The sequence below is a fragment of the Mycobacterium seoulense genome (assembly GCF_010731595.1).
Lineage (GTDB): Bacteria > Actinomycetota > Actinomycetes > Mycobacteriales > Mycobacteriaceae > Mycobacterium > Mycobacterium seoulense.
In genome coordinates this window covers 4541657-4566274 of sequence record NZ_AP022582.1, presented here as the reverse complement: position 1 = coordinate 4566274, position 24618 = coordinate 4541657, and the positions used below count along the sequence as shown (strand labels likewise).

The following is a 24618-nucleotide window of genomic DNA, read 5'->3' as shown; positions in this document are numbered from 1 at the left end:
CGCGCTAGACGTGCGGCGTCAAATCCAGCGACGTGATGGTCGTCATCCTGGTCACCAGCCAGCGGCCCTTCGCGCGCTTGAGAAACAGCCGGTAGGACAGGTACTTCAGCGACGGCACGTTCTTGGTCAACGGGCTGGTGGACGTGGTGTTGGTGTACACGATGACGACGGCGTTGGCGTCGTCGATCGATTCGACCGCCGCGCCGGTGACGTCGGTGTGGTTGGTGATCTTGGCCTGCTTGTTCGGGGCCACGATGGCGTCGACGAACTTGCGGTACTGCGCCTCGAAGTCCCCGCTGAGATAGCGCGACGCACGGTCGGCGAGCGTGTCCATGTTCTCGGGCGTGTACGTCCACAGCGTGGTGATCGCGTCGGCCGCGGTCCGCGCGACCTTGAGTTTGGTTGCGGCGGCGGCACGATCGGCCAGGTACGGCTGCACCGTGGCGCCGGCGAACGCCGCGGAACCGACGAACAGCATGGCCGCAACGACGGCGGTGATCGCCAACCGCTTGCCCGCCAGCCATTTGCGCTTCTTGCGTCCGGCGGGCGGCGCGTCGGCGGCGTCGGCCTCGCTTTCGTCGGCGGTGGATTCCGCTGCGGCGGAAGCGCCTTCGTCGGTGTCCGGCGAGTCCGCGCGCTCGTCGGCCGCCGCTCCCTCCGGGGCGGCGGCGCTCTCGTCGGCGGCTAGATCACCTGCTGCAGGTTGCTGATCTTCCACTGCTTTCCTTCCTGCGTGGCGGTCGCCGTCCATCGATTCGCGTTTTGCCAAACTTGTTTACCGTCAGGCGATTTGGTGCTGACCGCGGTGGCCACGATGACGGTGGCACTGCCATCGTCGTTCCATCGCTCCACCCCCGCGTCCAGGACGGTGCCAGTGGCCGGCTCGGCGCGCGCCACCTGCAGCAAGATCTCATTCGCCTTGTCGCGGTACTCCTTGGCGAAGTCGCCGGTCGCCTGGGCGAGCACCCGCGTCACGTAGTCGTTGGCATGGAACGGGTCGATGGAGGTGAATTGCGTCATGAAGCCGGTCACGTAGCTGAGCACCTCGCGATTCTTCGACGCGGCGAGCTCGCGGGATTCGTGGTCGACGAGCATCAGGCTGCACACGGTGATCGCGGCCGCCGTGAAGACCGCGGCGATCGCGCTGACCCACGGGAGGCCCCGCGGTCGCCGCGGCGGCACCGGGCGCGGGACCAGCAGCGGTTCCTCGCCCGGGGCAAACTTGCGGCGCGGGCTCATTTCCCGCCCCCGGGCGGTTTGGGCTTGGTGAGCACGGTGAGATCGTCGACCAGCCAGCGGCCGCCGCCGGCTTTGGCGAAAGTCACCCGAACGGTGGCGGAGATGTAGCGTTCGTCGGGCGCCGCGCCCCGGCGCCCCTGCATGAACATCAGCATCGTCGCCCGGTCCGGCGACGCGGACTGGATCGCGTGGTCGGTCACCCAGTACTCGTTGATGACGGGGTTGCCCTTCTGCACGGTGTCCTGCTGGGCGGCCAGTTGCGTCCGGTATTTGTCGGTCGCCAACGACAGGGCCCGCGCGAAATCGTCGTGCAGCGATTTGGGGTCGTAGGTCAGCATCTGAGCGACCATCTTGGGGCCCTGCGTGTCCAGCTCCGCCCGGGTTCGGTCGGTGGCCCGATCCGGGGCGAACACCACCCCGTAGCTCATCGCGGCACCGGCGAGGGACAGTCCCGCCGCACCCAGCGCCACGACCGCCGTCCACCGCCGGGCGTCGAAGCTCGGCTCGGCCGTTTCCCGGCGTCGCACCTCGGTGCGCAGCAGCATGTCGGCAAACGTGCGGCGACCCGAATCCCACAGCGGCCAAAGCCATCCCACGAGCGAGACGGTGTCGAACAGGTGCGCCAGGTCGCGCAGCAGCAGCCCCCACGGCCCGATGGTTTCGCCGTCGCGCCGCGCGACCGCGATGCCGAACAGGCCGCGCCCCAGGCTCCAGCCGGTGACCGCCGGGAGCAATGACCGGTTCACCAACATCAACAGGATGGCCAGGCCGCCGACCGTGACACCCACCCACCACCACACACCGCCGAACGGAACGGTGAAACAGACCAGCGCCATCGTCGCCACCACCGCGGCGCCCGGCAGGATGTCGACGGCGAGCGCGCCGGCGCGAAGATGCCACGGCGCCAAAGCATTCCGCGGGAACTCCTCGACGGCCAGGGCCGGTGGCTTCTCGACCACCACCGTCACTTCGTCACCTGGTCGAGCTTGGCGATCTTGTATTGCCCTTCGGCCATAGCCATTTTCACCCGCAGGCGATAACCGGTCTCGTTCTGCGTCTGATCGTTGGCCACCTTCACCCGGACCGCCACCAGCACATCGACGGAGCCGTCGGGGTTGTTGCGTTCGACCGCCGCCCGCATGTCGGACACCTGGACGTGGACGTTGGCGGCCTGATATGCCTGAACGAGCATGCTGGTGTAGAGCAAGGCCTGCGAGCGGAAAGCGTCGGTACCGCAGTCGATGATCTTCTGCTCACTGGCGGCCATCGCGTTGGTGTCAGGCGCCTGGGTCGCCGAAACGCAGTCGACCGCCGCCTTGAGCGCCGCGGCGTTGTTGCGGGCGATCGCCTGGCTTTCGTGGTGATAGCGCAGCGCGACGTAACCGCCGGCGCCGACGGCCGCGGCGCAGAGTACGAGCGCCGCCGCGATGCCGGCCAGCCAGCCGCGGCCCAACCGCGACGGACGACGCTCGGCGGCCTCGCCGGGCGCGGCCGCGGGTTCCGTCGGCTCGGCTGCGTCCTCGGGCTCGGCCGGCTCCTCGGGCTCGGCTGAGTCCTCGGGCTCGGCCGGCTCCGCCGCGCGCACCTCGGCCGCCGACGGCTCTTCGGCCGTCAGCGCCGGGCCGGTCGGTTCGGTCGCGTTCTCGGGCTCGGCCGACTCCTCGGCCGTCGCCTCGGGATTGGTCGGTTCGGCGACGGCCGCCGGGTCCTCGTTCTTCGGACGCCGCCCGCGCAGACGACGAAACTTCGGCATCGGTGGGGGGTTCAGCCGGCTGGCGCCAGCATCTCCTTCCATCCGTCGTCTCCTGTTCTGGCCGAGTTCTCGACGGAGTATTTAACCCCGTCTGGCCCTACCAGTTCACCGCTTTGGGGACTGTAGATCGCCGCGGGAGACCCGTTGGGGGTGTAGACACACGGGTTGGGCTGCTGGCCGTTGCACTGCACGGTACCCGACCCCGGCCGCGACAACGGATCGCTGGTCGGCGGAGGCGTCCCCGCGACCCGGTCCGAGGGGGCCGGGTTCAGACCGGTGTCGATGGACGGCGCCGGGATCACCTGGCCCGGTTTCACCGGCTGGTCACAGCGCGCCGCCGGGGCGGGGCAGGTCAGGATCTGGTTGGGGTCGCCGTACCAGGGGTTGGTGCCCGCCGGTACGTACGGCTTGGGGTCCCGGCATTCCCGCGGGGTGGCCGCCCGCTTCCCCTCGATGTCCGTACACGGGATGTTGCGGGATCCGCGCACGCTGTTGGCCGGGGTGTCCATCGGGATCTTGCAGTAGGTGCCCGACGGCAGCGGCTGAATGCTGGTGTCGGCCGGCGACCGCCACTCCGATGCCGGGATGAACCCGGTCAGACACGGCGGCGGCTGGTTGATCGACAACGCCAGGTCCAGGGCCGCCATGTTGGGGAACGGCGCCGCCACCGTCTGGGCGATCGACGCGCCCTGCGGCAGGAACACCAGGACCTGCTCGACGCCGGTGTGGTAGCGCTTGAGCAGGTCGAACACCACCTCGAGATTCGCCAGCGTCTGCGGCAGCGAATCCCGCACGTCGTTGAAGACGTCGTTGACCTGGTCGGCCGTCGGCGCCGCTTGGCGCAGCACGCTTTTCACGTGCTGGTCCTCCTGCGCGGACTGCGCGCCCAGCCTGTTCAGGTTGCGCGCCCAGCGTTCGATGGCATCACCCGACTTGACCTGGCTGTCCAGGACCCCGCCGGAGTTCTGGATGATGTCGTTGACGTCGGTGATGTTGGTCTTGAAGTCGCCGACGATCGCCTGGGTGGAGTCCACCAGGCGCTGCAGGGCGGGACCCAGCCCGCCCACGGATTGCGCCGTCTCGTCGAGCAATTGGGCGATCTTGTCCTTGGGCAGCACGGCGAGCCCGCGGTTGGCCGTGTCCAGCGCCGGCCCGATCTCGGCGGGCACGGTGCCCTTGGTGATCGTCTGACCGTCCGACAAGAACTTGCCCGGGTTCCCGGTCGACTCCAGGTCCAGGTACTGCTCACCGACGGCCGACACCGAGTGCACGTTGGCCGTCGCGTCGGTCGGGATCTTGTAACGGCTGTCGAGGCTCATCGTCGCCTCGGCGCCCCGCTCGGTCGGCTCGACGTTGGTGACCTTGCCGATGGTGACGCCGCGATACGTCACGTTCGCCGTCGGGTACAACCCGCCCGACGCCGGGAGCTCCGCCTTCAGCGTGTACCGGCCAACGCCGACCAGGCTCGGGATCTGGAGGTAGTACACCCCGAGCACGAGCAGCGAAATGACCGTCAAGATCCCGAACGCGATCAGCTGGCGTCGGATGAAAGGAGTCAGCAATTCCTGTCCCCCCTTTCCACCAGCGGACCACCGGGCGCGTCATTGGGGTTCGGCGTGTAACGGACGTCGGGGATCATCGTCTCGGGATCACGCCCGAACGACTGCTCGAGCGCGCGCAGCGCCCCCGACAGCCCGGTACCGGTGAGGAACGCGTTGTCGACGGAGCTGTAGGTCACGTCGAGCGTCAGCGAGATGTTGATGTAGTCGCCGCGGAAGATCTTCGGGACCGTGTCGATGTCGAACGGCTGCGTCAGGATCAGCTTCAGCGCGCCGATCAGATACGGCGAGGCGCGGCCCAGCTCCTTGAGCGGGCATTGCAGCGCCTGCAGGTCGGTGTGCAGCGGCCCGCGCGCCTCCGACAGGTACTGGTCGGCCGCCTGGCTGAGCCGTCCCACCGCGTCGACGGCGTTGATCAGCAGGTTCTTGGTGTCGGCGAAATGCTTGACCAGCGGCGGGATGTCGGTCAGCACCCGGTCGAGCACGTCGGCCCGGGCCCCCACGTACGTCAGCAGCCTGTTGGTCGAGTCGATCGCATGGGTGATGTCGTCGCGCTGCTCATTGAGCTGGCTGGTGAAGGTGTCCAGCTTGCCCAGGAACGACCGGATCTGATCCCCCCGGCCGTTGAAGATGTTGTAGACCTCGTTCTGCAGCACCTCGAGGTTGGGGATACCGCCACCGCGCAGGATCAGCGACAGGCTGGCCAGCGTCTGCTCGGTGGTCGGATACGCCGAGGAATTCTTCAGCGGGATGGTGTCGCCGTTCTTGAGCAGCTCCTGCGACGGGTTCGGCGGCGCGGCCAGCTCGACGTGCTGAGAACCCAGCAGCGAGGTCTGGCCGATCTTGGCGATCGCGTTCTTGGGCAGCTTGACGTTCTTGTCCACACCCAGCGCCAAGGTGGCGACCCAGTTCTTCAGCTGGATGGACTTGATCGACCCGACGTACACGTCGGCCACCATCACCTTGCTGTTGCCGTTGATCGCCAACGTGTCCGGTACCTGGACGTAGATCGTCATCGCCCCCGAGCCGCTGCCCGGGCCACCGGGGATCGCGACATTGGAGATCCCGCGCCAGCCGCACGAGCTCAACACCAGCGCGGCCACCAGCAGGACCAGCGCCTGCCAGGACCCGCGGCGGATCAACCGAAGCGCGCGCCTCACTGGCCACCCCCGAAGTCAGTCGGTACCGGCGGCCCGCCGGCGTTGGGCGCGGGCGCCGCGACCGGCGCCGGCGTCGGGGCGACCGGACCCGGGACCACGTTCGGCCCCGGCGGTGGCGGCTGGATGGGCACCGGGGCGTTGAGCCCGATGGGCGGCACGACCGGGTTCTCGTCGTAGGCGTTCGGCGGCCCCGGCGGGGTTTGCAGGTTCGATTGCGGGGGCGCGATGTTGGGGCCTCCCATGAGCTCGGCGAGCGAGTCCGGGGTCATCAGGCCCGCGGTGATCGGACCGACCTGCTGGCCCTGCATCCCGGGCGCGACGATCCAGCCGGGCTGGGTGTTGCGGTGCGACGTCGGGGTGTCGGGGACCCAGATGCCGGGCACGGTGGTGTCCTTGTATCCGTTCGGCGGGTGCAGCCGGTCCTCGGAGTACGCCACCTCCTTGGGCAGGGTCTCGGCGGTGCTGAACAGGTTCGCGCCGAACGGCAGGTAGTTGAACTTGATGGCGTCGAGGATCGGCGCCAGGTACTGCGCACACAGTTCGGCCGACTCCTGGTACCCGAGCCGGCTGCCCGCCTGGATCGAGCTGCAGATGAACTGCATCGGGTTGGCGAAGTTGGTGATCGCCGGGATGGCGACCACCGACCCGTGCGACGGGTGATAGATCTGGTTGATGTTCGCCGCGGCCGTCGGAAGGACGTGCAGCGCGGTCTCCAGCCCGTTGAGCGGATCCGGCTGCAGGATCGTGTTCGTCACGGTCGCCAGGTTGTTGATGTCGTAGGTCAGCACCCCACGGTTCTTGTCCAGGAACGGGCGCACCGTGGACAGCAGGCTGTCGAACTGCTCGATCGCGTTGGACAGGTCGCTGTCGTTGTGCGCGAGCCGCGTGGTGAAGTCGGCCAGGTTCTGGTTCAGCGCGACGAACTGCTGGTCGTCCTTGTGCAACGCGTTGACGAACAGCGCCAGGCTCTTGACCACCGCGAAGAAGTCGCCGCGGCCCTCGTTGAGCGCGGTCAACGCCTGCGAGAGATTGCTCAGTGTGGTGTTGAACTCCTTGCCCTTGCCGGCCAGGCCGTTGGCGTAGGACTCGATGACCTCACCGAACGGGCCGGTCGGCTGCTCGGGCGTCGGCCCCAGCTTGGAGATGATGTTGGTGATGCTGTTGCGCAGCTGGTCCCATTCCACCGGGACCTGGGTGCGCTCCTCGGGGATCACCGCGTTGTCGGCCAGCACCGGGCCACCCTTGTAGGGCGGCTCGAGCTGGATGGCCCGCGACGCCACCAGCGTCGGGTTGAGGATCACCGCATTGGCGTTGGCGGGAACCCGGTACTGGTTCTCGTAGTGGAAGGTGACCTTCATCTTGTCGCCGGCCGGCTCGATCTTGTCGATCGCGCCCACCCGCATCCCCATGATCTGGACCTTGTCGCCGGGGTAGAGCGCGTTGGCCGCCGGGAAGTAGGCCACCACGGTGTTGGTGGTCAGCTTCTGATACAGCCGCCACCCGACGAACGCGACGACAATGGCCAGCACGATCACCAGCGACCCGATGATCACGGTCGCCCGGGTCAGCTTCGGTAGCCGGATGTTCCGGATGTCAAAGGCGGTGCTCAATTCTGGCTACCTCCCCCGGCCGCGCCGCTGCCTCCCGATCCGCCGGGATTGATGAAGGGCGCCGGCAGTTGTTCGCCCGGCCCGGGTGGTGCCGCCGGCCCCGGCGGGAAGCCCGGCGCGAACGTCGACGGTGGCGGCGTCGGCCCGGCCGGCGCCAGGTTCTCGGTGCGCGCACCCGGCGGTGCCTGCGCAGGCAGCGGCACGGGCGTCCCCGGAACGTCCGGGGGCGGGTCCCCCGGCCGTCCCGCGATCGGGATGCCCGGCGTCGGCGGCAGGCCGCCGGGGTTCGGCGGCGAGGTCATGACGTCGACCGGCGCCGGGAAACCCGGACCGCCGAACGGCCCGACACCCCCGCCGGCGCACGGCAACGGGTTCCACGGCCGCGGCAGGCCCTCGTCACCGACGGTGACGTTGCCACCCGGGTTGCCCGGGGTGTAGGAGCACGGCGATCCGGGCGGGACGGCCGGCCCCGGGTGCTCCGGCGTGCCCTCCAACACCGGAGGTGCCGGCGGCGGAGCACCGTTGGGGAACCTGGTGCCGTTCGGGTCGGGCCACCGGAACTCGGGCAGCCCGGCGCTACGCCAGAAGTTCTCCGGGTCGATGCCGCGCTTCTTGAAGGCGGCGTCGACCCACGGCTGAATGATCTGGTACAGCGCGAGGTTGTGCAGGACCACCTTGAAGAAGGGGCCCGACGCGATGGCCTCGTTCAGCGACGGCAGGAACTTACCGACCTCGGTCAGCCCCGCGGCGACGTCGTCCTTGCGCTCCTTCAAGATGTCGCTCACCGTGCGCAATTGCTCGAGCACGTGGTTGAGGTTGGGGTTGTCGTTGATGAAGCCCTTGACCTGTTCGGAAAAGGCGGCGACGTTGGCCAGCAGCGCGTTGATGGCTTGGCCGCGTTCGTTGAAGGCGACCAGCAGCGTCTTGGTGTTGACCAGCAGCCGGTCGACCTGTTCGCTGCGGTCCCCGAGCACGCTGGCCACCTGATTGGCCTGGGCGAGCAGATGCTTGACCTGCTCGTCACGCTTGCCGATCGTGTCGGAGAACTTGGCCACCCCGTCGAGTGCGGCGCTCAGGTGCGGATAGGTCTGGTCGATGGTCTGCGACAACACGTGCAGCGATTCCTTGACCGTGTCGATGTTCCAGCCCTGGGCGGCCTTGGTGACGTCGAAGAACGCGTCGTAGATCTGGTAGGGCGTCGTGCTCTGCCCGATCGGCAGGGTGGCCCCGGGCCGCAGCGGCTGGTTGCCGCGGGCCTCGACGTCGAGGATCTTCTTCCCGAGGATGGTGTCGGTCTTGATCGCCAGCCGGCTCTCGGTGCCGATGGTGGCGGTGCCGAGCGAGAACTTCAGCCGGATGTGGTCGCCGTCGATGTTGATGCCTTCCACCTTGCCGACGTCCACGCCGGCGATGCGCACCTTGTCACCGGTGTTGATGCCGCCGGTGTCGGTGAACTGCCCGTAGTAGCTCGGCTTGGCGAACAGCATCGGGACGCTGGTGAAGCTCTGCCCGACGCCGAGGACCAGCAGCAGCACCAGGATGCCCATCAGCCCGATGCGAACCCGGTTGGGTGGTTCCAGTGTTCTCATTGCGGCGTGCACCTACCCGTCGGCTGCTGGAAGAGCCGGACCGTGCGGACCGGGCCGCCTGCCTGCAGCCCGTTGATCTTGAGCGTGATGTCGCAGGCGTAGAAGTTCACGAAGTCGCCGTAGGAGCCGATGGCGCGCCCGATCATGTTCAACGCGGTCGGCACCCTCTTGAGGTAGTCGTTCAGCCCGTCGCGCTGGTCGATGAGCGGCTGCTGGATCGCGTCGAGGTAGTTGATCGTCTTGTGCAGCAGCCCGCGGTCCTCGGCGAGCAGGTCGGCGACGGTCCCGGCCGCGTTGCTGATGTGCGCGGTTCCGCCCGCCAGCTGGTCACCGTGGTCCTTCAGCCCGGTGATGAGCACCTCGAGGTTGTTGACCGTCTGGTCGAACTGCTGCCGGTGGCGCACCGTGGTGTCCAGCACGATGTTGAGGTTCTTGATGACCTCGCCGATCGCCTGGTCGCGCTCGCCGAGCTGGGTGGTCAGCTGCGCGGTCTGATCGAGGATGTCGTTGATGGTGCCGCCCTGCCCCTGGAACACGGTGATCAGGGCCGTCGCGATGGTGTTGACCTTCTGCGGGTCCAGCGCCCGGAACAGCGGTTTGAACCCACCGATCAGGGCGTCGAGGTCGAGCGCCGGCGAGGTTCGCGACGCGGGGATGAAGCCGCCCGGCGGCAACACCCGCTCGGCGCCCTCACCCTCGCCGCGCTTGAGCTCCAGGTAGCGATTGCCGATCAGGTCGAGGTAGCGGATCTGCGCGGTCGTCGACTGGTACAGCGGCACCGAGCGGTCGACGTTGAACTCCACCCGCGCCCGCTTGCCGCCGTCGATCAGCTTGACCGAACTGACCTTGCCGATCTCCACCCCGGAGGCGCGGACGAACTGGCCCGCCCGCAGCCCGCTCACATTGGTGAACTCCGCGGCGTATCCGTTCGTGCGGTCAAAGCGCATCTGACCGAACACGACGATGATCATCACAGTGAAGATCAGCAGCACAAACGAGAAGATGCTGAGCCTGACGATGGTTCCGGTGATTTTCATGGGTTGATCGTGTTATCCCCTACTTGGCGGCCCCAGACGTACTCGATCGCGTACGGGGAGCCGGTGTCGAGGTGGTTGTACGGCGCGAGGCTGTTGCCGCTGTCCATCACCAATTCCGGTGCGGGCCACAGGTCGTGGGTGATGGGCTGCCAGCAACCCGGGGCGCCCCCCGGCCCGCCGCGGGCGTTCACCCGCGGCAGGTTCTCCGGGTAGGTGTACGGGTTCGGCGCCCCGCCGACCACTCCGGCCAAGCCGCCGACCAGGGTGGCCAGGGTGGCGACCAACGAGACGGGGTTGGCCAGCAGCCCCAACCCGGACAGCGCCTCGGTGTGGGCGACCAACGAGTAGCCGTTGCCGCCCAGGAACGAGGAGGCCTTCGGCTCGATGTCGTGGTAGTTGCGCAGCGTGCAGAACAATTCGGGGCTGTAGGTGTCCAGCAGCTGGGCGCTGGGAACCAGGTCTTGCGCGCCGCGCGCCAGGTACGGTCCGCCCCTGTTGAAGATGTCGGCGCCGGTGTTGCCGAACCCGGCCGCCGACAACAACGCCTCGTCCAGATCCTTCTGCTGCGCGTTGATGGTCCGCGAGGTGATCACCGCGTTGTTCAAGAAGTCCAGCAGGTCGGGCGCCGCGTTGGCGTAGGTGTCGCCCAGCCCGGCCAGCTGCTGGATGTCGTGACGCGCCTGCGGCATCTGCGGGTTGACGTCATCGAGCACCGCGTTGGCGTTGACCACCGACTGGCCGAATTTGTCGCCCAACCCGGTCAGCGCTTGGGCCGCCGCGCTCAGGGTCAGGTTCAGCTTGACCGGATCCACCTTCTCAGCGATCGAGGTGACGGTCTGGAACAGGGTGTTGATCTCGGTGGTCACCGACCGCGCGTCGATCACGGTGTGCGGGTTGAGCTTCTGCGGGGAGGGGTTTTGCGGCGTCGTCAGCGACACGTACTTGCCGCCGAACACGGTGGTCGCCTTGATGTCGGCGTTCACGTTGGACGGAATCAGCGACAGATACCGCGGATACACCTCCAGCGTGAACTTGGCGGCGGGCTTGCCGTCGCGCACCACCTCGGAGATGTTGCCCACCCGGCCGATCTCGACCCCGTTGTAGGTCACCTTCGAGCCCGGATCCATCACCAGCCCGGCCCGCGACGCCAGCATCGTCAACTGTGTCTTGGGGGTGAAGTCACCCCGGAACTGTCCGTAGACCAGGGCCAGGGCCACCAAGGCGATGATCAGCGCGGCGACGCCCGCCAGCTTGTACGGCGGGGTCCGGGGGGCGTTGATCTTCACTGGCGATGTCATGGCGGCTACACCGTGAGCGCGAAGTTGGGGTTGACGCCATAGAGCGCCAACGCTGCTGCCAGAACCACGACCTGGACCGAGACGAGCGAAAAACGCATCGATCGGCCGACGGCCTCCCCGACGCCGACGGGCCCGCCGCCGGCGTTGTATCCGTAGAAGCAGTGGGTGATCATCACGACCGCCGTGATGATGATGGCCTCGAGGAATGACCAGAACACGTCGTCGGGGCGCAAGAACGTCCGGAAGTAGTGCTCGTAGGTGCCGTTGGACTGCCCATAGAGCACCGTGGTGGTGATCTGCGGGGACAAGAACGACATGATCATGGCCAGCGCGTAGAGCGGAATGATGACGACCAGACCGGCCATGATGCGGGTGGTCGCCAGGAACGAGATCGACTTGATGCCCATGACTTCCAGGGCGTCGATCTCTTCGCTGATGCGCATGGCGCCCAACTCCGCGGTCGCGCCGGCGCCGACGGTGGCGGCCATCGCGATGCCGGTGACGACCGGGGCGGCGATGCGCACGTTGATCAGTGCGGCGAAGAAGCCGGTGAACGCCTCGACGCCGATGTTGCCCAGCGAGGCGAACCCCTGGATGGCGACCAGAGAGCTACCCGACAGGGTGACGAAGCCGACGATCGCGACGGTGCCGCCGATGACGGCCATCGCGCCGGTGCCCATGCCGATCTGGGCGATCAGCCGCAGCGTCTCCTTGCGGTAGTTGCGCAGCGCGTGCGGGATGTGCCCGAGGGCCACCACCCCGAACCAGGCCATCTGGCCGACGTCGTCCAGGCCGCGGCCCGCGGCCCCGCCGTAGCGGTTGAGGTTTTCGACCGCCCGGGGGAACCGGGCGCGCAATACGGCAGCGTTTGACATGTCAGTGTCCCGTTCCGAATCGCACACCGATGGTCGTCAGCACCACGTTGACCGCGTACAGCGCGACCACGCACAGCACGACGGTCTCGTTGACGGCGGTGCCGAGGCCCTTGGATCCCCCGCGCACGGTCAGCCCGCGGTAACAGCCGACCAGTCCCGCGATCAGGCCGAACGTCGCGGCCTTGACGGTCGCGATGACGACCTCGGGCAGGCCGGTGATCGTGGTCAGGGTGGCCAGGTAGGCGCCCCCGGAGACGTTCTGCAGGTAGACACCGAACAGGTAGCCGCCGACCAGGCCGACGGTGATCACCAGCCCGTTGAGCAGCGTGGCGACCAGGGTCGCGGCGATCACGCGCGGGACCACCAGCCGGTGGATGGGGTCGATGCCGAGCACCTCCATGGCGTCGATCTCCTCGCGGATGGTGCGTGCACCCAGGTCCGCGCAGATCGCCGTCGACCCGGCGCCGGCCACCACCAGCACCGTGGTGAGCGGGCCGAGCTGGGTGACGGCACCGATCGCGGCCCCGGCGCCGGACAGGTCGGCGGCCCCGAACTGGGCCAGCAGCACGTTGAGCGTGAAGATCAGCAGGACGGTCAGCGGGATCGAGACCATGATGGTCGGCAGGAAGGCCACCCGCATGATGAACCAGCACTGCTGGACGAACTCGCGCCATTGGAACGGCCAGCGGAACAGGGCCCGTCCGGTCAGCACGCACATCCGGAAAAAGCCGCCGATGAGGGTCAGCGGGGCCTCCAGCTGATCGCGCAGGTAACCGACCAAGTAGGGGCCCCGTCGACTAGCCGACGTTGACGTCACCGCTGCCCCCTCCAGCTGGTACCGCGCGCCTTCCGGCGCCGCGGCGAATCGTGTAGCACGCCTCGCCCCCCTCGCCGCCTCGCGGCCGGGGTGCCCCCGCCTCGCCCCAACCCAACGTGTGTGACCATCGGCTCCCTACTGGCAAGTAGTAACGGAGACCACAGGAATGTACCCGATGGCCATGCACGTGTGAACTGCATCTGCACAATTAACCCTTCGCCAACAGCGGGCAAACGTTACAGTTTCCGTCAGCTTTCCTCTCTGGCAGTGAAATCTTTTGTCTTGGAACCGTTTTCGTCGAAATTTGCGGATCCGTAACGAATCCGCAGCTCAGTCTTGAGCACCTTGCCGGCGGGATTGCGCGGCAGCGCATCCACGATTTCGAGCGCCTTGGGGTGCTTGTACCGGGCGAGCCGCTCGGCCAGAAATTCCGCCAGCTCCTCGAGCAGCAGCTGGTCGCCGGCGACCGCCGCGACGGCGATCGGCACCTCGCCCCACTTGTCGTGTGAGCGCCCGATGACCGCGACTTCGACGATGCTGGGATGGCTGGCCAGCACGTTTTCCACCTCGGCGCAGTAGATGTTCTCGCCGCCCGAGATGATCATGTCCTTCTTGCGATCGACCACCCAGACGTAGCCGTCGGCGTCCATCCGGACCAGGTCCCCGGAGTGAAACCAACCGCCCGCGAACGCCTCCGCGGTGGCCTCCGGGTTGTTCCAGTAGCCGCTCATCAAAGTTGGTGCGCGATAGACGATTTCGCCAACCTCGCCGACGGGCACGTCGTTCATGTTTTCGTCGACCACGCGGGCGCTCACGGTCGGGATCACCTTGCCGACCGATCCACGTTTGCGGATCGCGTCCTCGCCCAGCAGCATGCAGGTGACCGGCGACATCTCGGTCTGGCCGAACGCGGCGAGGATCTGGGTGCCGGGAAACGTCGCCGACATCTCACGCAGCAGCGCGTCCGGGGCCGGCGCCGCCCCCCACGACATCACCCGCAGCCTCAGGTCGCGGGGCCGTGCCTGTTGCTCGGAGCAGACGGCCTGCCACTGCGCGGGCACCAGGAAGAGGCCGGTGACCTTCTCCTCGGCCAGCACGTCGAGCAGCTGACCCGGGTCGAACGCGCCCAGCGGGTAGATCACCGTCGGCGTTCCCAGCAGCATCCCGGTCAGCATGTTGCCGATGCCCGCGATGTGGAAGAACGGAACGCCGACGAAACCGACGTCGCTGTTGATGTCGGCGCCGTTGGTGTACAGCCCCGTCATGGTCTGGCCGGTCAAGTTGGTGTGGGTCAGCACGGCGCCCTTCGGACGGCCCGTGGTGCCCGAGGTGTACATGATCAGCGCCGGCGAATCGTTCGGGATGTCGACGGGTTCGTGGGCAGCGCCGGGCTCGTTGATCAGGTCTTCGTAGCCGAGCACGTTGTCGTCGCCCGCGCCGCCGGCCACGACGATCGTGCCCAACAGTGGCTCGGCGTTGCGGACCCCGGTGGCGACCGGGACGAGCACCGATTCGGTGATCATCACGCGGGCTTCGCAATCCTGTACCAGGAAGGCGATTTCGGCGGCGGTGAGCCGGAAGTTCAGGGGTACGGCGATGCCGCCGAGCATGTTGACCGCCAGCACCGACTCGACGAATTCGGTGCGATTGAGCATCAGGACCATGACCCGATCGCCGAAACCGACTCCCCGACGGCTCAACGCATCGGCCAGCGCCGCCACCCGGCGCCGCAGTTCCCCCCACGTCACGGTCTTGCCAAGGAACCGCAGCGCTGTCGCGCCGGGCTGCATCAGGGCATGCCGCTCCAGTTGGTTCACCCAGTTCTGTCGCCGGGCCAGGTACGGCTGCTCGGTCCCCTGTGCCAGATGGCTCGCCAATTGCGCGGTCAAACCGACCCTTCCCCTTCACTCCCGCACCGCTTGCGCCACGTTGATATTTGATAAAACATGGTGTTGTCTGGGTCACATTATGGCTTGGAGGCCCCCGCTGACAAGCCCCGAGAAAAGTTTCAAACCAACTCCGCGAAGCCCCGAAAGTCCTGGCAGCCCCCGTGAACGCACCGCTATCGACGCGACTGAGGAGCCGACGGCCACTGCGCCGGGCACAGCTGTCGGATGAGGTCGCGGGCCACTTGCGGGCGGCGATCATGTCCGGGGCGCTGCGGCCGGGAACGTTCATCCGCCTGGATGAGACCGCCGCCGAGCTCGGTGTCAGCGTCACACCGGTGCGCGAAGCCCTGCTGAAGCTGCGCGGCGAGGGCATGGTGCAGCTGGAACCCCACCGCGGTCACGTCGTGTTGCCGCTGACGCGCCAGGACATCGAAGACATCTTCTGGCTGCAGGCCACCATCGCCAAGGAGCTGGCGGCCGCCGCCACCGACCACATCACCGAGGCCGAGATCAACGAGCTGGAGCGCATCAACGAGGCGCTCGCCGCGGCCGTCGGGTCCAGCGACGCCGAGACCATCGCGGGCATCGAGTTCGCGTTTCATCGGGTCTTCAATCAGGCGAGCGGCCGGATCAAATTGGCGTGGTTCCTGCTCAACGCCGCGCGCTACATGCCGGTGCTGGTGTACGCCGCCGACGCGCAGTGGGGTGCCGCCGCGGTCGAGAATCACCGGCAGTTGATCGCGGCGCTGCGCCGGCGGGACGCCGCGGCGGTGATCGAGCACACCGTGTGGCAGTTCACCGACGCGGCGGCCCGGCTGACCGAGATGCGGGACCGCACGGGCATCTTCGACTAGCGGCGATCGCGAGCGCGGCGAAGCCGGGCGAAGCGGGTCGCCGCGATCGTCACCTAGCCGGATGCCAGCTGCTCGGCCCGCTGCTTGAGTTTTTCGGCGAGGTGGTCCAACACGTTGTTGAGGAGCTGCTTGACCATCGGCGCGGGAACCGGCATCGAGGTCTCGACGTCCAGGTCAACGGTCAGCAAGCTGGACTCGCCCAGCTCCACCACGCTGAACAGCTGCTCCTGCTTGGTGAAGAGGTCACCCTGCTGTAGGACGGTCTGGATCTGGTTCTCGCCCGGGTAGTACACGGCCTGGATGAACATGCCTTGCATGCCTTGGTAGTCGGTGTCGAGCCGCAGCTGGCTGGGGCGGCCGTCGTCGTATCGGGCCAGCACCCAGAGGCCCTTGATCTCCTCGTTCCACTGCGGGTAGGCCTCGAAGTCGGCGACGATGGCCATGATCACGGCGGCGTCGGCGCGGACCTCGACGGTCTTGCTCATCACTGGCATTGGCGAAGCATAGCCGGGGGCGCGACGCGCTCCGCGGGTGCAGCCCCGGGCAGTGGTTCGCGCGAAAGCCCCGCTGCGACGGGCGATCTCGGTCTTATCGGTCCACGACCGCCGTCGACAGCAACGAGCGGACGGCGTCGGGAATCGGAACCGGCTTGCGGCTGTGCCGGTCGACGTAGACGTGCACCCAGTGGCCCAGCGCGGTGATGGGCTGCGCCTGCTTCCGCTGCGCCGCCCGGAATACGCCGAGCCGGTACGTGACGCTGCTGCGGCCCAGCCGGGTCACCGCCACGCCCACCACCAGACCCTCGGGGAAATGCAGTTCCGAGAAGTACCGGCAGCCGGATTCGGCGACGATGCCCAGCGCGGGCGTGGTCAGCGGGTCCAGCCCCACGCCGGTGTTGATCCAGGCGTTGATCGCGGTGTCGAACAACTGGTAGTAGACCGCGTTGTTGAGGTGGCCGAACATGTCGTTGTCGGCCCAGCGGGTACCCACCGGCCAGCGCACCGGGAAGTCGTCGCTGGTGAGCCCGTCCGGTGCGGGCGGTACCGCGGGAGCTGAAGTCATGCCTGTATTGCAGCATGGTCGACACGCGCTACCAGTAGCGCATGCCGCGCCGAAAAAGGTCCGCCAGAACCGGTTTGCTCATCTCACGCGGAGCGTTCTGCAGGAGGCGCTGCTGCGGATGGGCGCCCTCGGCCAGCGCCACCACGTCGTCTTCGGTGTAGCCCACCCCGCCAAGGCCGTTCGGCATGCCGACCGCGCGCATGATCCGGATGAGTTCGGCGGCGAGCACCTCGCCCGCATCCTCGGGGCCGGCGCCCCGGGTGTCAGCGCCCAGCAGCCGGGCGCCCTCGAGGTGCCGCTCCGGGTTGACCTCGGCCGTGAAGCGGAAACACGACGGCGCATTGAGGATGACGGCCATGCCGTGCGGCACGAGTGGCTCGTCGCCCGGGTAGCCCGCGGGCCGGAAGTCGCGTACCAGCCCCGCCACCGCGTAGGCCATCCCGTGCGGGGCATGGACACCCGCGTTACCGAACGCGATGCCCGCAAGCGTCGCGGCCCACATCATCTGCTCGCGGGCCTCACCGTCGGCGGGGTCGTGCACCGCACGCTCCAAAAACCGCCCCAGCACGCCCAACGACTCACGGCAACCCAGATCGCTCCAGGGATTGGCGCCCTGGCTCATTGGCCGCAGGCTGGGCCGTTCGGGGGCGCGACGCCGCACGTAGGGCCGCGCGGTGTAGGACTCCAAGGCGTGCGAGAGCACATCGAGGCCCGCCGAGGCGACGACCTCGGCGGGCAGGCTCGCCGTGCAGTCGGGGTCGACGAGCGCCTCCGTGGGCCGCAACGCGGGAGAAGCGATGCCGGTCTTCGCCGACAGCGACAGAAGGTCGAATATCGCGATGCCGGTCACCTCGCTGCCGGTGCCGGCCGTGGTGGGGCATGCGATGTGCGGCTTGAGTGGGCCCGGCACGGGTTCACCGGCGCCGACGGGCGCGTTGACGTAGGTCAGGAAGTCGGCGGGATGGGTCGCGTACAGATTGGCGGCCTTGCACGTGTCGATCACCGAGCCACCGCCCAGCGATACGTAGCCGTCCGGATCGAGGTCTCGGGCGAAATCCGCCGCGTCCCGGAAGGACGCGTCGGTGGGCTCGACGTGCACGTCGGTGTAGGTGACCACGTCCAGTCCGGCGGCGATGAGCGAGTCACGCGTCTTGGCGAAGATCGGCAGCGCGGCCACGCCGGCGTCGGAGAACAGCGCCACCCGCCGCAACCGGTGAGCGGCGGCCCTGTCCCCCACCTCCGCCAGGCAGTTGCGCCCGAACGTCACCCGCGACGCGTCGACGGTGAAGGCGCCGTCGCAGCCTTCTGAGGGGATCGGGTAATCGCAGCACGCCATGCGGTCATTATCTCGGGTGCAGCGGCGGGACGGGTTCCACCCCCGCGTCCGGCAATCGGTGTTCTTGGATGTAATCCCAACGGATTTCGTAGCCCAGTCCGGGCGCCGACGGTATCTCGACGAATCCGTCCGGCGTGAGTGGGTCGCATGGTGCCGTCAGATGCGGCGGCGCGGCGTCGTAGCGCACCCCTGGCCCCAGCAGGCCACGCTCGTAGTATTCGCAGACGTCTTCGCTGGTGGCGCCGAGGACCTGCAGGTTGCCGAAGCCGCTCATGTGTAGCTCGCAGCGCATGCCGACCGCCTCACACATCCCGGCCAGCTTCATCACGCCGGTGATGCCGCCACGCAGGACGTCGATGCGGCTGATGTCGGACGCACGCCGCAGGATCCAGTCCGCCCGGGTGTAGATGCCGCCCTCGGCGATCTCGGGCGAGCAGATCGGGATGTCGAGTTCGTCGCCGAGTCGCCGGTAGGCCTCCACCCGGTACTCCGGCATGGGGTGCTCGTACCAGTAGAAGCCCAGCCGTTCCAGCTCGCGGCCGACCCGCAGCGCATCCTCGTGGGTGTGGTAGGTCCCCCACGGGTCGAACATCAGAACCATCTCGTCGCCCACTGCCGCCCGAACCTCCCGGCACACCCGGATGTCCCAGTCCACATAGGAGGGCCGCGGGAAGGCGAACTGACCCGTCGCGGGATTCCAGTAGTGGTAGGGGTGGATCTTGTAGGCGGCGTAGCCATGACGCTTGCACTCGAGCGCATGGGCGGCGTATTCGTCGGGTGATCCGAGGTTGTTGAAACTGCTGGCATAGGCCTTCACCCGGTCCCGGGCACCGCCCAGCAGTTTGCGTACCGGCAGCCCGGCGGCCCGCCCGGCCAGATCCCACAAGGCGAGATCGATGACGCTGCAGACATTTTCGGGGAGCTTCGCCGCCCACAGTTGCCGCCAGATCTCCGCCCGGTCGAGCGGGTCCTGGCCGGCCAGCAGCGGGCCCAGAAATTGTTGGATGATCGCCTGATCCCCGGGCAGCAGGCCGTCCTGGTCGCCGTGAAAGTGCCCGCCGAAGTAGTAGCCCTCGATCCCGTCGTCGGTGAGCACCTTGGTCACCGTCTGCACCACGCGGTAATCAGTCATCAGCTGGCCGAACGAAATTCGGTCGACGACCGTCTCGAACGGCACAACCTCGAGGCCGGTGATCTTCATGGCAGGACATTCTGCCGACGGCCCGTGCGCTCAGAGTAGAGGCGAAGGTCCCGCGCCCGTCGTGTCCAAGGCGTCCCGCAACGCATGGCCCTGCAGCGCGAACAGGCGCTCGGATACCGACCAGTCGGGCAGCAGCGAATCGAATCCATGGCAGGTGCGCGCGAACACGTGCAGCCCGGTCGATACCCCGGCGCGGAGCAGCCGGTGCGCGTAGTCGATCGCTTCGTCGCGGAACGGATCGATCTCCGCGCACGTGATCAGCGCCGGGGGCAGACCCTGGAGTCGGGTCCGCCGCGCGGGCGCGGCCGATTCCGATCCGGATGTTTCGCCCAGGTAGTGGCCCCACATCAGCTCGGCCGCCTCGCCGTCGAACGCGGGGCTGGTGCGAAATTCCTTCTTGGACGGGGTGGTCCGATCGTCCAGCACGGGTTGGTGCAGCAACTGGAAGGCGACGGGCGGCAGTGCCCCGTCGGCCGCCGCGTGCGCCAGGCACGCGGCCAGGGTGGCGCCGGCGCTGCTGCCGGCGACGCCGAGCCGGGCCGCGTCGACGCCGAGTTCGCGGGCGTGGGCCACCACCCATCGCAGCGCGGCGCTCGCGTCGTCGAGCGCGCCCGGGTAGGGGTGCTCCGGCGCCAGCCGGTAGTCCACCGACACCACCGTGCACCGGCCGCGGCGCGCGAGTTCCACGCATTGGCGGTGGTCGGTGTCCAGGTTTCCCAGCGCGAAGCCGCCGGCATGGCAGTAGACGACCGCGGGTGCCGGTGTGGGCCCGCCGCGATAAATCCGCACCGGTACCGGGTGTTCCGCGGGCACCCGGTCCTCGGCGATCTGGACCCCCCGCACTTCGGTCTGTTCGGCCGCGGCGCGGCGCCGCTCGTTGAACGGTTCGCGGGTGAGTTGGATTGAGCCGAAAGAGAAGTCGGTTCGGGTGGTCGCGATGGCCCGCAGTTCGGGGTCGAGGCGTTCGGCGCCGTCCAGGAGCGTCATCGAGTTTCCCTGTCCGGCGCCGCCGGCGCGCCGGGCACCGGGTCGGCCGGCGCTTCGAAGCGGAAGTCGCCCGGGCGGAAACGCCGTGTCATGCCCCAGAAGCTACGCGCGCTTCGCGGCCACTGCGTCACCACGCGACCGTTTGCGGCGCGAAAGTAGTTGCTGCACTGCGTGGTCCAAACGGTGCCGACCATCCACCGGTCGATCGTGGCGACGAAGTCGGCCAGCGCGGCGGGCCGCACCGCGATGTAGTTCCTGCCCTTGCGCCGCATGTGTCTGAGTGCACGCACGATGTAGCGCGCTTGAGCCTCGAGCATGAAGATGACGCTGTTGGAGCCCACGTTGGTGTTGGGGCCGTACAGCATGAAGAAGTTCGGAAATCCCGGTACCGCCATGCCGAGGTAGGCGTGCGGCCCGTCCCGCCACGCCTCGCGCAGGGTGACGCCGCGTTCCCCGGAGACGTCGAGCTCCCCCAGATAGTCGGCCGCGGCGTAGCCGGTCGCGCACACCACCACGTCGACCTCGCGTTCGGTGCCGTCCTCGGTGACCAGGGAGTGTGCCCGCAGGCACCGCGCCGGGCTGGTCAGCACCTCCACGTGGGGCTGGGTCAGGGTGGGCAGGTAGTCCGAGGAGAACACCAGCCGCTTGCAGCCCATGGGGTGGGTGGGGGTGAGCTTGCGGCGTAATTCCTCATCGGCGATGGACTTTTCGAGTAGGGCGAGCGCGACGGCCGTGAACTCGTGGGTCTTTTCGCTGCCGTGCTCGATCACCGAGATGTTGGCCTCGCTGCGCAGCCACAGCCGGGTCCGGTACAGCTTCTTGGCCCACGGCACGTGGGCGAAGACCCAGCGTTCGCGGCGCGTGTAGTGCCTGTCCGGCTTGGGCAGGATCCAGGTCGGCGATCGCTGCACCGAGTAGACCTTGGCTGCCACCTTGGCCAACTCGGGCAACAGCTGCGACGCCGTGGATCCGGTGCCGAGCACCGCGATTCGCTTGCCCTCGAGCGGGATCGAGTGATCCCACCGCGCCGAGTGCATCACCGTTCCGGTGAACGGTTCCTCCTGCACGAGGTCGGGGAGAAGCGGACGGGTGAACAGGCCCACGGCGGAAACCACCACGTCGAAGTGGTGCCGGTGGCCCTCGGTCGTGGTCAGGCACCACCGCCGCGCGTCGCCCTCCCACCGTGCGGAACGGATCTCGGTGCGCAGCCTCAAGTGTGGGCGCAGCGCGTACTTGTCGGCACAACGCTGGAAGTACGCCAATATCTCGGCCTGCCCCGACCACAGCCGCGACCAGTCCGGGTTCAGGTCGAACGAGTACGAGTAGAGGTGTGACTTGACGTCACACGCCAGTCCCGGATAGGTGTTGATGCGCCAGGTCCCGCCCACGTCGTCTTCCCGGTCGAAGATGGTGAAGTCCCGAAACCCGGCTCGCGCGAGCAGGATCCCCAGGGCCAGGCCGCCGGGCCCGGCGCCGATGATCCCGATCGTCGGGCCGCTCATCGGATCTGCACGCACTGGCCACCGTCGACCACCAGCTCCGCCCCGGTGATGAACGACGCGTGCTCGGAGACCAGGAACGCGACCGCGTCGGCAATCTCGCTCGGCTGGCCGATCCGCCCGAAGGCCGACGACGCGGCGAGCCGCAGTTGGGTGGCGCCATCGAGCATCGGGGTCGCGATCGGTCCGGGGAACACGGCGTTGACCCGGATGCCGAGGGGAGCCAGTTCGGCCGCGGCGTTCTGGGTCAGGCCGCGCAAGGCCCACTTCGCCGAGCCGTAGGCCGCATGGTGCGGGAAGGGGCGGATGGCGCCGGTGCTGCAGATGTTGACGACGGCCGCGTGCTGCGCCGCGCGCAGGTGGTCCAGCGCCGCGTGGATGCCCAGGAACGCGCCGAAACAATTGACCCGCCAGGAACTCTCGAAGCCCTCCGCCGTCTCGTCGGCCAACGACGCGCGGTGCAGTACGCCGGCGTTGTTGACCAGCGTGGTCAGCGCCCCGAACCGGGCGATCGCGGTGTCGACCGCGGACTGCCACCCTGATTCCGACGTGACGTCGAGTTCGATCGCGATCACCTCGTCGTCGCCCAGCTCGCCGACCCCCGCGGCCAGTTCGTGCGCGCGACGGTCACAGGCGGCCACCGAATAGCCTTCCGCCCGCAGTCGTTTGGCGATGGCCCAGCCCTGGCCGCCGGCCGCGCCGGTCACCAGTGCGACACGTTGACTCATGATGGCGTGACCTCCGGGGTGTCGGACAGGCCGCGGCTGGTGACGAAGTGGCAGCGGCGCCGCAGGAACCACCACCGCCCGTCGGTGCGCACCAGTTCGTCGTCGTAGAGGGCGGGTCGGAGGTGCAGGTCACCCGCCCGGACGAACAACACCTGCGACCGCGCGGTTGCGGTGTCGCCGCGGACGTCGATGCGCGACACCCCGGTCAGGTGCAGCCCGCGCGGAGCGTCCCGGAACATTCTTCCGATGCCGTCATGCCCAGCGAAACGCCGCCCGTAGACCCGAAATTCGGCGTGCGGGAGGAACAGCTCCAGGCATTCGTCGATGTCGCCCGCGTCGAGCGCGAGGGCGTAACCGGCCAGCAATTCGCGGATCGCGGTTTGATCATCGCTCACGGTTCGGTCGCCTCGCGCAGGTACTCGGCGGCCCCCCGCCGCAGCGCGTGCGACTCGGCTGTCAGGGTGATCAGGGAGAACCCCAGCTTGGCCATGGCGCGGCCCGTCGTGCCGTTCCCGGCGTGAATGCCCGTGACCAGCCCGGCCCCGGTGGCCGCTCGGTGGATTCGCACGATCGCCTCCAGGACGGCCGGGTCCCTGGTCGCGCCGTCCACGTTCACGCCCAGGGAGAGGGCCAGATCCGCCGGCCCGACGTAGAGTCCGGCGAGTCCGTCGACCGCGCAGATCTCGTCCAGACCGGACAGCGCCGCCGCCGTCTCGATCATCGCGAACACGCTGACCCGGGATTCCAGCGCAGCGGTGTCGCGGCCCAGTCCGGCCCGCAGCGGGCCGAAGCTGCGGACGCCGGCGGGCTGGTAGCGGGCGGCGGCCACCGCCGCGGCGGCCTGGTCCGCCGACTCGATCATGGCGATGACGACGGCGTCAGCGCCGGCGTCGAGCACGCGCCCGATCGGCGCGGCGTCGGCGTTGGGCAGCCGCACCACGGTGCCGATGGGAAGGTGCTCGGTCTGGCGCAGCATCGCGGCGACGTCGGCGTCGTCGAGGTAGCCGTGCTGGGCGTCGAACCCCACGTAATCGTAACCGGCGCGGGCGAATTCCTCCGGTCCGAGCGCCGTCGGCCCGGTGATCCAGCCGCCCCATACCGGGACGCCCCGGTTCAGCGCCCCTTGCAATGCGCTCTGCGAATTGCCGGTCACGTTCACTCCGCGATCGCGATCTTGATGCGTTCGGGAACGGGCCGGCAGGCGAGCTCGAACGCCCCCTGCACGTCGTCGATGCCGAACGTGTGCGTCAGGTAGGTGGCGAGCAGTTCGGGATGTTCGGCGGCGAACTTTCCGGCGAGCTCCAGCACTCGCCGCCGGTCCAGTGTGACACCGGATTTCAGCGTCAGGTTGTTGCGTAGCATGCTGCGCATGCTGATCGGGTAGGCGTCGTCGTCGGCGACGCCGAAATAGAAGACGGTGCCGCCGGGCGCGGTGGCGTCGATGGCGTGGCCCAGCGTGGCGACCTGGTGACCGACGGCCTCGACGACGATGTCGGCGCGGTCGTCGGCGGCCAGCCGGCTCACCCAGCGGTCGCTGGTGGCGCGCACCGGGTCGTCGACGCCGAATCGGGTTGCCAGGCTTGACCGGTCGATGGGGTCGACCCCGGTGACGCGCCGCGCGCCGGCCGCCTTGGCGACGTAGGAGAACAGCAGGCCGATGGAGCCCTGGCCGATGATCGCCACGTGTTTGCCCGCCAGGTCCGGCAGCTGCTCGCAGGCGTACAGGACGCACGCCAGCGGTTGCAGCCCGACGGCTTGCGCCGGGGTCAGCGACGGGTCGTACGGGGCCAGGCCGTCACCGTGGCTGATCACGCGTTCCATCATGCCGTCGAACCCGGAGGCCCAGCCCACCACGCGGTCGCCGGGACGGTGATCGGGGTGGCGGCTGGCGATCACCTCGCCGGCGACTTCATGGATGGGGAAGCCGTCCTTTTCGGCCGCGCTGGCTCCGTCGTCGCCCGGAAGTCGGCCGCGCGCGCCGCGGAACGCCGGCAGATCGCTGCCGCAGACACCGGCGGCCATGAACCGCAACAGCACCTGGCCGTCGGCGAGGCACTCGGGTGTCTGCTCCGCGATCGTCGTCCGCTCGAACAGGTAGGGGGCGATGATCCGGTACGACCACACG

24 protein-coding genes are annotated in these 24618 nt (G+C 68.4%); 1 reads left to right on the top strand and 23 read right to left on the bottom strand.

The features are described from left to right. Positions 1–4: 4 nt before the first annotated feature. From G6N37_RS21205 to fadD5, 13 genes are all read right to left on the bottom strand, one after another. A complete protein-coding gene (locus G6N37_RS21205) occupies positions 5–718 on the bottom strand; it encodes an Mce protein (protein WP_163683385.1) in 714 nt (237 codons plus the stop codon). Beyond that, positions 685–1239 carry a mammalian cell entry protein gene (locus G6N37_RS21200; protein WP_163683384.1) on the bottom strand — a complete coding sequence of 185 codons (555 nt, stop codon included), beginning with the start codon at positions 1237–1239 and terminating at the stop codon, positions 685–687. The genes G6N37_RS21205 and G6N37_RS21200 overlap by 34 nt, the downstream gene beginning before the upstream one ends. After that, positions 1236–2207 carry an RDD family protein gene (locus G6N37_RS21195; RefSeq protein WP_163683383.1) on the bottom strand — a complete coding sequence of 324 codons (972 nt, stop codon included), beginning with the start codon at positions 2205–2207 and terminating at the stop codon, positions 1236–1238. Before G6N37_RS21195 ends, G6N37_RS21200 begins: the two co-directional genes overlap by 4 nt. Next, positions 2204–3034, bottom strand: a complete 831-nt coding sequence (locus tag G6N37_RS21190; protein WP_163683382.1) for an Mce protein — start codon at positions 3032–3034, stop codon at positions 2204–2206. The genes G6N37_RS21195 and G6N37_RS21190 overlap by 4 nt, the downstream gene beginning before the upstream one ends. Then, on the bottom strand, positions 3004–4554 hold the full coding sequence (locus tag G6N37_RS21185) for a virulence factor Mce family protein (RefSeq protein ID WP_163683381.1): 1551 nt from the start codon (positions 4552–4554) through the stop codon (positions 3004–3006). The genes G6N37_RS21190 and G6N37_RS21185 overlap by 31 nt, the downstream gene beginning before the upstream one ends. Beyond that, complete coding sequence (locus G6N37_RS21180) at positions 4548–5711, bottom strand: virulence factor Mce family protein (protein WP_163683380.1); 1164 nt, start codon at positions 5709–5711, stop codon at positions 4548–4550. Before G6N37_RS21180 ends, G6N37_RS21185 begins: the two co-directional genes overlap by 7 nt. Beyond that, the gene (locus G6N37_RS21175; RefSeq protein WP_163683379.1) at positions 5708–7321 is read right to left on the bottom strand and encodes a virulence factor Mce family protein; all 1614 of its coding nucleotides are present in this window, start codon (positions 7319–7321) and stop codon (positions 5708–5710) included. The genes G6N37_RS21180 and G6N37_RS21175 overlap by 4 nt, the downstream gene beginning before the upstream one ends. Further along, on the bottom strand, positions 7318–8910 hold the full coding sequence (locus G6N37_RS21170) for a virulence factor Mce family protein (RefSeq protein WP_163683378.1): 1593 nt from the start codon (positions 8908–8910) through the stop codon (positions 7318–7320). Before G6N37_RS21170 ends, G6N37_RS21175 begins: the two co-directional genes overlap by 4 nt. Beyond that, positions 8907–9947 carry a virulence factor Mce family protein gene (locus G6N37_RS21165; RefSeq protein ID WP_163683377.1) on the bottom strand — a complete coding sequence of 347 codons (1041 nt, stop codon included), beginning with the start codon at positions 9945–9947 and terminating at the stop codon, positions 8907–8909. The genes G6N37_RS21170 and G6N37_RS21165 overlap by 4 nt, the downstream gene beginning before the upstream one ends. Then, positions 9944–11245, bottom strand: a complete 1302-nt coding sequence (locus G6N37_RS21160) for an MCE family protein (RefSeq protein WP_163683376.1) — start codon at positions 11243–11245, stop codon at positions 9944–9946. The genes G6N37_RS21165 and G6N37_RS21160 overlap by 4 nt, the downstream gene beginning before the upstream one ends. A 5-nt stretch (positions 11246–11250) precedes the next feature. Continuing rightward, positions 11251–12120, bottom strand: coding sequence for an MlaE family ABC transporter permease (locus G6N37_RS21155; RefSeq protein WP_163683375.1), 870 nt, complete (start codon positions 12118–12120; stop codon positions 11251–11253). Position 12121: 1 nt separating this feature from the next. After that, positions 12122–12937, bottom strand: a complete 816-nt coding sequence (locus tag G6N37_RS21150) for an MlaE family ABC transporter permease (RefSeq protein ID WP_163683374.1) — start codon at positions 12935–12937, stop codon at positions 12122–12124. Between the two features lie 248 nt (positions 12938–13185). Next, entirely contained in the window at positions 13186–14826 is a 1641-nt protein-coding gene (gene fadD5 / locus G6N37_RS21145; RefSeq protein ID WP_163683373.1) for a fatty-acid--CoA ligase FadD5, read from the bottom strand. A 161-nt stretch (positions 14827–14987) separates the two neighbouring features. On the opposite strand from fadD5, the gene G6N37_RS21140 reads away from it, so the two are divergent. After that, a complete protein-coding gene (locus tag G6N37_RS21140) occupies positions 14988–15680 on the top strand; it encodes a GntR family transcriptional regulator (RefSeq protein WP_179961864.1) in 693 nt (230 codons plus the stop codon). A gap of 53 nt (positions 15681–15733) precedes the next feature. Here G6N37_RS21140 and G6N37_RS21135 read toward each other — a convergent pair whose 3' ends face one another. The 10 genes from G6N37_RS21135 to G6N37_RS21090 all read right to left on the bottom strand — a co-directional run bounded on the left by G6N37_RS21135 (position 15734) and on the right by G6N37_RS21090 (position 24617). Continuing rightward, positions 15734–16174: an SRPBCC family protein gene (locus G6N37_RS21135; RefSeq protein WP_163683372.1), complete on the bottom strand. Its 441-nt coding sequence runs from the start codon at positions 16172–16174 to the stop codon at positions 15734–15736. A 94-nt stretch (positions 16175–16268) separates the two neighbouring features. Continuing rightward, positions 16269–16742, bottom strand: a complete 474-nt coding sequence (locus G6N37_RS21130) for an acyl-CoA thioesterase (protein WP_163683371.1) — start codon at positions 16740–16742, stop codon at positions 16269–16271. Between the two features lie 28 nt (positions 16743–16770). Then, positions 16771–18078, bottom strand: coding sequence for a hydroxyacid-oxoacid transhydrogenase (locus G6N37_RS21125; protein ID WP_163683370.1), 1308 nt, complete (start codon positions 18076–18078; stop codon positions 16771–16773). Between the two features lie 7 nt (positions 18079–18085). Then, positions 18086–19279, bottom strand: coding sequence for an enolase C-terminal domain-like protein (locus G6N37_RS21120; RefSeq protein ID WP_163683369.1), 1194 nt, complete (start codon positions 19277–19279; stop codon positions 18086–18088). A gap of 30 nt (positions 19280–19309) precedes the next feature. Further along, on the bottom strand, positions 19310–20266 hold the full coding sequence (locus G6N37_RS21115) for an alpha/beta hydrolase (protein ID WP_163683368.1): 957 nt from the start codon (positions 20264–20266) through the stop codon (positions 19310–19312). Beyond that, entirely contained in the window at positions 20263–21768 is a 1506-nt protein-coding gene (locus G6N37_RS21110) for a flavin-containing monooxygenase (protein WP_163683367.1), read from the bottom strand. The genes G6N37_RS21115 and G6N37_RS21110 overlap by 4 nt, the downstream gene beginning before the upstream one ends. Continuing rightward, the gene (locus tag G6N37_RS21105; protein WP_163683366.1) at positions 21765–22493 is read right to left on the bottom strand and encodes an SDR family NAD(P)-dependent oxidoreductase; all 729 of its coding nucleotides are present in this window, start codon (positions 22491–22493) and stop codon (positions 21765–21767) included. Before G6N37_RS21105 ends, G6N37_RS21110 begins: the two co-directional genes overlap by 4 nt. After that, positions 22490–22888 (bottom strand): nuclear transport factor 2 family protein, encoded by a 399-nt coding sequence (locus G6N37_RS21100; protein WP_163683365.1) that lies wholly within the window; start codon positions 22886–22888, stop codon positions 22490–22492. Before G6N37_RS21100 ends, G6N37_RS21105 begins: the two co-directional genes overlap by 4 nt. After that, the gene (locus G6N37_RS21095) at positions 22885–23646 is read right to left on the bottom strand and encodes an HpcH/HpaI aldolase family protein (protein ID WP_167527404.1); all 762 of its coding nucleotides are present in this window, start codon (positions 23644–23646) and stop codon (positions 22885–22887) included. Before G6N37_RS21095 ends, G6N37_RS21100 begins: the two co-directional genes overlap by 4 nt. 2 nt (positions 23647–23648) lie before the next feature. Then, the gene (locus G6N37_RS21090; RefSeq protein ID WP_163683364.1) at positions 23649–24617 is read right to left on the bottom strand and encodes a zinc-binding dehydrogenase; all 969 of its coding nucleotides are present in this window, start codon (positions 24615–24617) and stop codon (positions 23649–23651) included. Position 24618 lies beyond the last annotated feature (1 nt).

Bases quoted from the DNA above. Each gene is read 5' to 3' on its own strand.
- G6N37_RS21200 (WP_163683384.1), bottom strand. From the start codon at position 1,239: ATGAGCCCGCGCCGCAAGTTTGCCCCGGGCGAGGAACCGCTGCTGGTC.
- G6N37_RS21190 (WP_163683382.1), bottom strand. From the start codon at position 3,034: ATGGAAGGAGATGCTGGCGCCAGCCGGCTGAACCCCCCACCGATGCCG.
- G6N37_RS21170 (WP_163683378.1), bottom strand. From the start codon at position 8,910: ATGAGAACACTGGAACCACCCAACCGGGTTCGCATCGGGCTGATGGGC.
- G6N37_RS21165 (WP_163683377.1), bottom strand. From the start codon at position 9,947: ATGAAAATCACCGGAACCATCGTCAGGCTCAGCATCTTCTCGTTTGTG.
- G6N37_RS21160 (WP_163683376.1), bottom strand. From the start codon at position 11,245: ATGACATCGCCAGTGAAGATCAACGCCCCCCGGACCCCGCCGTACAAG.
- G6N37_RS21155 (WP_163683375.1), bottom strand. From the start codon at position 12,120: ATGTCAAACGCTGCCGTATTGCGCGCCCGGTTCCCCCGGGCGGTCGAA.
- G6N37_RS21135 (WP_163683372.1), bottom strand. From the start codon at position 16,174: ATGCCAGTGATGAGCAAGACCGTCGAGGTCCGCGCCGACGCCGCCGTG.
- G6N37_RS21130 (WP_163683371.1), bottom strand. From the start codon at position 16,742: ATGACTTCAGCTCCCGCGGTACCGCCCGCACCGGACGGGCTCACCAGC.
- G6N37_RS21125 (WP_163683370.1), bottom strand. From the start codon at position 18,078: ATGGCGTGCTGCGATTACCCGATCCCCTCAGAAGGCTGCGACGGCGCC.
- G6N37_RS21120 (WP_163683369.1), bottom strand. From the start codon at position 19,279: ATGAAGATCACCGGCCTCGAGGTTGTGCCGTTCGAGACGGTCGTCGAC.
- G6N37_RS21115 (WP_163683368.1), bottom strand. From the start codon at position 20,266: ATGACGCTCCTGGACGGCGCCGAACGCCTCGACCCCGAACTGCGGGCC.
- G6N37_RS21110 (WP_163683367.1), bottom strand. From the start codon at position 21,768: ATGAGCGGCCCGACGATCGGGATCATCGGCGCCGGGCCCGGCGGCCTG.
- G6N37_RS21105 (WP_163683366.1), bottom strand. From the start codon at position 22,493: ATGAGTCAACGTGTCGCACTGGTGACCGGCGCGGCCGGCGGCCAGGGC.